Source organism: Pseudomonas sp. CG7, from assembly GCF_023701885.1.
Lineage (GTDB): Bacteria > Pseudomonadota > Gammaproteobacteria > Pseudomonadales > Pseudomonadaceae > Aquipseudomonas > Aquipseudomonas zanjanensis.
On the sequence record NZ_JABAEE010000148.1, the window covers coordinates 1 to 6,457 of the forward strand.

Sequence of the window (6,457 nt, forward strand, 5' to 3'; positions counted from 1 at the left end):
CAGGTTCTCGAAGTTGCCACCGGTCGCACCGGTGATGGTGGTGCTGACGGTACTGCCGTTGTTGTAGACGTCATTGGCCGGTGTATCGACGTTGACGGTGCCCGTGGTTTGGCCAGCAGCAATGGTGATGACCGAGCCATTGCTCAAGGTCACAGTCACCGGAGTCTGGGCCGGGTTGGTCAGTGTGGCGGTGTAGGTGATTTGCCCGCCTTCGGTGACCGTATTGCCCGCGCTCAGGGTGACAGTGGTGGTGTCGACGGTGTCGGTGAGCTGAGTCACGGCCGGCGTAGTGGGCACGGTCACGGCGATGCCGGTGCCGCCGGTGGTGCCGGTGACGGTCACGCTGATCTGGCTTGGGTCGTTGTAGACCGTGTCGTTCGGCGCCAGTGGAACGTTGACGCTGCCGGTCAGTTGGCCAGCCGGGATCACGATGACCGCGCCGTTGGACAAGGTTACGGTCAGGTTGGTCTGCGGCGCCTGGGTCACGGTCGCGGTGTACACCAGCACGCCGCCGGCCTCGGTCAGGGTCGGCGTGGCGCTCAGGGTCATGGTCGCATTGAGCACGGCGTTGGCGGTCGTATCGGCCGAGGTATCGCCACCCAGGATGTTGTCATCGGTGGCCGCCGCCGCAGCGAGGCCTTCGGTTGGGAAACCGACGGTAGGGTCGACGCGGCCGGCGGTGGCATCCAGCACCACAAAGCTGTGGCCGCCACCAGCGGCGCCCCCCGTACCTGCGGCAGTGGCGCCGGCGGCGGTGGCTTCCAGGGCAGTCGTCGGGTCGACGCCCGCGGCGATGGCTTGTTGCAGTTCTTCTACCGACGGCGCGGCTTGGGCGGTGGCTTGTGCCAGGTCAGTGGACGAGTCCGGAGCATTGGCGCTCCACTGGGTGTCGCGGCCCAGGTCCAGGGTGCGGCCATCGGCCAGCTCCAATGTGACGGCGCCGGCAGGGCCGGTGTCCAACTGGTCGCCTACGTTCAGGCGATCGCCTTCAATGAGTACGCGCCGGATGCCCTCTGGGGATACGACGAAAACCTGACCAACAATGCTTTTGACAACGGCAATAACACTGCTCATTGAAGACTCTCCGGGTGCCGCGCTCAGTAGACTTCCATGGACCCGGCGGCTTTTAGGCAGCAGCGGTCTGGACGTTCATGTGTACAAGGTAAGGTTATTTGACGCTTTTATTTGTCAATATTTTGGCTGTTTTTCCGATCATTTTTGTTTGTGCCAAACTATTGACCTTCTGCTGGCCATCCTAAACAATTGCCAACGTAATGTCACATTGATATTTAAGCGGCGACCTGTTCTTTCAGTGCGTGTTCCTGCTCCTGTTTTGAACTTTCCGACATACGGTCATTCCGGTTGCCATCATCCGATGCAGCGCCACGTTTCGCTGTGATTCAAGACAAGAGTTCTGGGAATAATCCAACCATGCGTTCGCACCTGCTCAAGGCTTTACCCTTCGTCCTCGCCGCCAGTTTCGTACAAGCACAAACCTTGCCGCAGGCCATGCAACAGGCTTTGGATGTCCATCCTGAAATCCAGGCCGGCGTGAACAGCCGTCTTGCGGCGGATTACCAACTCAAGGCGGCCAAGGGCGGCTACCTGCCTAGAGTGGACCTTGCAGCCGGATATGGCCGCGAAGGCACCGACAGTGTCACCACCCGTTCGGGCGGTAATAACCATTGGGAAACCCTGAACCGCAGCGAATCGAGCCTGCGCTTGTCGCAAATGGTTTTTGACGGTTTTGCGACGTCCAGCGAAGTCGGGCGTCAACAAGCCACCGTCAATGCCCGTGCCTATTCGTTGCTGGACGCCTCCGAGCGCACCGGTTTGACAGTGGCCCAGGTTTACCTGGACGTGCTGACCCGTCGTGAGTTCGTGCGCCTGGCCGAGGAAAACCTCAAGAGCCATGAACGCATCTTCGACCAGATCAAGCTGCGCACTTCCCGTGGCGTGGGCAGCGGCGCTGACCTGGACCAGGCCGAAGCGCGCATGGCCCAGGCTCGCAACAACTTGATCACCGAACAAACCAACCTGGCCGATGCCGAGACCAACTACCTCAGCGCCGTCGGCCAACTGCCCGATCAACTGGAGCGTCCTGCCGATTTTCTGGCATTGCTGCCGGCCAACCTGACCGAAGCCCGCGCCCAGATGCTGGAAAACAGCCCGGTGCTGCGTTCGGCCGAAGCCGACATCGCTGCCGCCGAGCAACAGTATGAAGCCGCCAAATCGAGCTTCTACCCGCGCTTCGACGCCGAGGTGGGTCGCACCGCCGACAACGACCTGGACGGCCAGAACGGTCACAACAATGAATGGCAAGCCATGCTGCGCATGCGTTTCAACCTGTATGCCGGTGGCAGCAACAAGGCCGACCTGGAATCCAAGTCGTACCTGTCCAACCAGGCCCTGGACATCCGCAACAACGCGCTGCGCCAGTTGAACGAAGAACTGGGCCTGGCCTGGAACGCCTTGAACAACGCCAACGCCCAGGTACCGGTCGCCCAGCAATACGTAGACCGCAGTGCCAACGTGCGCACCGCCTACCAGAAACAATTCAGCCTCGGCGAACGCACGCTGCTCGACTTGCTCGACAGCGAAAACGAGCTGTTCAGCGCTTCCCGTCGCCTGGCGGAAATCAAGAATGTGCAGCTGTTCACCCAGTACCGGATCAAGGCAACCATGGGCCAGTTGTTGAAAAGCCAGGGTGTGGTCGCGCCGTTGGCATCGGTTGTGCAGAACGACGTGAAACCCAAGGTCCAGTTGCCTGGGATGAATTGAGTCCTACCAGCCGTTTTAATCAGTCAGAGTGCCGAGCGTGGAATCAGAAGTCAGTCCAGTCGAACTAGTTCATGACCCGCGCACGCTGCACGACGACCCGCTGCTGGACGGTCTGCTGGCGCTCTGCATGCTGCATCAGAAGCCGGCCAGCGCGGCGATGCTCACCACCGGCCTGCCGCTGCCCAAGCAACGGCTGAGCGTCGAATTATTGTCGCGCGCGGCAGCCCGTGCCGGTCTGCAAGGGCGGGTGTTGCAACGCAAGCTCGAGCAAATTCCGACCATCGCCATGCCGGCGCTGCTGCTGCTTAAAGACGGCCGCAGCGCCGTGCTGCTGGGCTGGGTCGGTGACGACCAGGCGCGATTGCTGCTCAGCGAAAGCGACGGCGGTGAGGTGACGGTCAGCCGCGAGCTGCTGGCCGATGACTACAGCGGCAAGGTGTTCTTCGCCCAACCGCAGCATAAATTTGACGTTAACCACGGCACGCTCATTCCCCGGGCGCGTTCGTGGTTTCGCGACACCCTCAAGCGCTCCCGTTGGCTGTACGCCGATGCCATCGCCGCCAGCCTGCTGATCAACATCATCGCCATGGCCGCGCCGCTGTTCGTGATGAACGTCTACGACCGCGTCGTGCCGAACCAGGCCGAATCGACCCTGTGGGTATTGGCCGTCGGCATCACCGGCGCCTATGTCTTCGACCTGATCCTCAAGATGCTGCGCAGCCTGTGCCTGGACCTGGCGGGCAAGAAAACCGACTTGATCATTTCGGCGACGCTGTTCGAGCGCATCGTCGGCATGGCCATGAAACACCGCCCGGCGCGGGTCGGCAGCTTTGCCCAGAACATCCATGAGTTCCAGAGCCTGCGGGACTTCCTCGCCTCGCTCACCCTCACCAGCCTGATCGACTTGCCGTTCACCCTGCTGATCTTCATGGTCATCGCGATTATCGGTGGGCACCTGGTGTGGATTCCGGTGCTGGCGTTCCCGATTGCCCTGCTGATCGGCTATGCCTTGCAGAAGCCATTGGTCGCGACCATGGAGCGCACCATGGCCCTGGGCGCCGAGCGCCAGTCGAGCCTGATCGAAACCCTGGCCGGCCTGGACGCGGTGAAGGTCAACAACGCCGAGAGCGAACGCCAGTACCAGTGGGAGCAGACCATCGGCACCCTCAGTCGCCTCGCACTGCGGGTGAAGATGCTGTCCGGCCTGGCGATGAACATCACCTTGCTGATCCAGCAATTGGCCGGGGTGATCATGATCGTCTTCGGGGTTTACCTGATCATCGCCGGCAACCTGAGCATGGGTGGGCTGGTGGCCTGCTACATGCTCAGCGGCCGCGCCCTCAGCCCGTTGGCCTCGCTGTCGGGCCTGCTGACCCGTTACCAGCAGGCGCGGGTGACCATGACCTCGGTCGACCAGATGATGGAGCTGCCCCAGGAGCGCAATTTCGACGAGCGCCCGCTGAGTCGCAAGGTGTTGCAGGGCGCCGTTGAATGCCGGCAGTTGAACTTCACCTACCCGACCCAACAGAACCCCGCGCTGAAGAACATCAACCTGGTGATCAAGCCGGGCGAGAAAATCGGCATCATCGGCCGCAGCGGCTCGGGCAAGAGTTCCCTGGCCAAGTTGCTGGTGGGCCTTTATCAGCCCGATGACGGCGCCTTGCTGGTGGACGGCGTGGACATCCGCCAGATCGACGTCAGCGAGCTGCGCTACAACATTGGCTACGTGCCCCAGGACATCCAATTGCTGGCCGGGACCCTGCGGGACAACCTGACCTCCGGTGCCCGTTACGTCGAAGACGAACTGGTGCTCCAGGCCGCTGAGCTGGCCGGCGTGCATGAGTTCGCCCGCCTGCATCCGCAAGGCTATGAACTGCAAGTTGGCGAGCGCGGGCAGAACCTGTCTGGTGGCCAGCGCCAGAACGTCGCCCTGGCTCGCGCGTTGCTCCTCAACCCGCCGATTCTGCTGCTGGACGAACCCACCAGCGCCATGGACAACACCGGTGAAGAACGCTTGAAACAGCGCCTGGCCGCCGTGGTGGAAAACAAGACCGTGCTGCTGGTGACGCACCGGGCCTCCTTGCTGTCCCTGGTGGACCGCCTGCTGGTGATCGACCGTGGACAGATCCTCGCCGATGGCCCGAAAGCCGCTGTCATGGAAGCGTTGAAGAAGGGGCAGATCAGTGTTGCTTAAATCAGGTTTCAAGGGCGCTGTGGGTCGTTACTTCAGAGGCTCCGACTCACTGCATGGCCAACCGCTGCCCGAGGACAACAAAGCCCTGATCGAGGACGCTCCCCGGGTGGTGCGCCTGACAATCTGGGGCATCATCGGCTTCTTTGTGTTCCTGGTGCTGTGGGCCAACTTCGCCGAGATCGACGAAGTGACCAAGGGCGACGGCAAGGCGATCCCCTCGTCCAAGATCCAGAAGATCCAGAACCTGGAAGGCGGCATCGTCGCTGAGCTGTTCGTGAAGGAAGGGCAGATCGTCGAGGCCGGCGCGTCGTTGATTCGCCTGGACGACACGCGGTTCGTCTCCAACGTCGGTGAGACCGAAGCGGATCGCCTGTCCATGCTGTTGCGAGTCGAGCGCCTGAGTGCCGAGGTCGATGACCGGCCGCTGAACTTCCCGGCCGATGTGCTCAAGGCGGTGCCGGGCCAGGCCGCCAGCGAAGAGTCCCTGTACATCAGCCGTCGCCAGCAATTGCACGATGAAATCGGTGGCTTGCAGGAGCAGTTGATCCAGCGCCAGCAGGAGCTGCGCGAGTTCGTGTCCAAGCAGGCGCAGTACCGCTCCGGCCTGGCGCTGCAACGCCAGGAAATCAACATGTCCGAGCCGTTGGTGGCCCAAGGCGCGGTGTCGCCGGTGGAAGTGCTGCGGCTCAAGCGCGCCGAAGTCGAGACCCGCGGGCAACTGGACGCCACGACGCTGGCGATTCCTCGCGCCGAATCGGCGATCAAGGAAGTGCAGCGCAAGATCGACGAGACCCGCGGCAAGTTCCGCAGCGAAGCCCTGACCCAACTCAACGAAGCACGTACCGACCTGAACAAGGCCCAAGCCACCGGCAAGGCCTTGGAAGACCGCGTGAGCCGTACCCTGGTGACCTCGCCGGTGCGCGGCATTGTCAATAAACTGCTGGTGAACACCATCGGCGGCGTGATCCAGCCCGGCAGCGACCTGGTGGAAATCGTGCCGCTGGACGACACCCTCCTGGTGGAAGCGAAAATCCGTCCCCAGGACATCGCCTTCCTGCATCCTGGCCAGGACGCCACGGTTAAATTCACCGCGTACGACTACACCATCTACGGTGGGATGAAAGCCAAGCTGGAACAGATCGGCGCCGACACCATCACCGATGAAGACAAGAAAACCACCTACTACATCATCAAGCTGCGCACCGAACGCAGCCATCTGGGCACGCCTGAAAAGCCCTTGCTGATCATCCCTGGGATGGTGGCGTCGGTGGACATCATCACCGGCAAGAAAACCGTGCTCAGCTACCTGCTCAAGCCGATCATCAAGGCCCGGTCCGAGGCGTTGCACGAGCGGTAGCACCGAGTCGCCAGGTCCAGCGATATCTCTGTGGCGTTCCCGAAATCGTTGTGGGAGCGAGCTTGCTCGCGATAGCAGTGTGTCAGCGACAGATGCGTGTCTGACCTGACGCCATCGCGAGCAAG

General features: G+C 62.0%; 4 protein-coding genes. 3 read left to right on the forward strand and 1 reads right to left on the reverse strand.

Features of this window, described 5'->3' with window-relative positions; all coding sequences use genetic code 11:
* Nucleotides 1–1,074: retention module-containing protein (locus tag HGO40_RS30025; protein WP_250965995.1), on the reverse strand; the 1,074-nt coding region annotated here is incomplete at its 3' end.
* Nucleotides 1,075–1,431: 357 nt separating this feature from the next.
* Here HGO40_RS30025 and HGO40_RS30030 point away from each other — a divergent pair.
* From HGO40_RS30030 to HGO40_RS30040, 3 genes are read left to right on the forward strand one after another with little or no spacing between them, the layout of a single operon-like run.
* Nucleotides 1,432–2,781, forward strand: coding sequence for a TolC family outer membrane protein (locus HGO40_RS30030; protein ID WP_250965996.1), 1,350 nt, complete (start codon nt 1,432–1,434; stop codon nt 2,779–2,781).
* Nucleotides 2,782–2,818: 37 nt separating this feature from the next.
* Entirely contained in the window at nt 2,819–4,975 is a 2,157-nt protein-coding gene (locus HGO40_RS30035; protein ID WP_250965997.1) for a type I secretion system permease/ATPase, read from the forward strand.
* Complete coding sequence (locus tag HGO40_RS30040) at nt 4,965–6,332, forward strand: HlyD family type I secretion periplasmic adaptor subunit (protein WP_250965998.1); 1,368 nt, start codon at nt 4,965–4,967, stop codon at nt 6,330–6,332. Before HGO40_RS30035 ends, HGO40_RS30040 begins: the two co-directional genes overlap by 11 nt.
* Nucleotides 6,333–6,457: the final 125 nt, after the last annotated feature.

Bases quoted from the DNA above. Each gene is read 5' to 3' on its own strand.
- HGO40_RS30030 (WP_250965996.1), top strand. From the start codon at position 1,432: ATGCGTTCGCACCTGCTCAAGGCTTTACCCTTCGTCCTCGCCGCCAGT.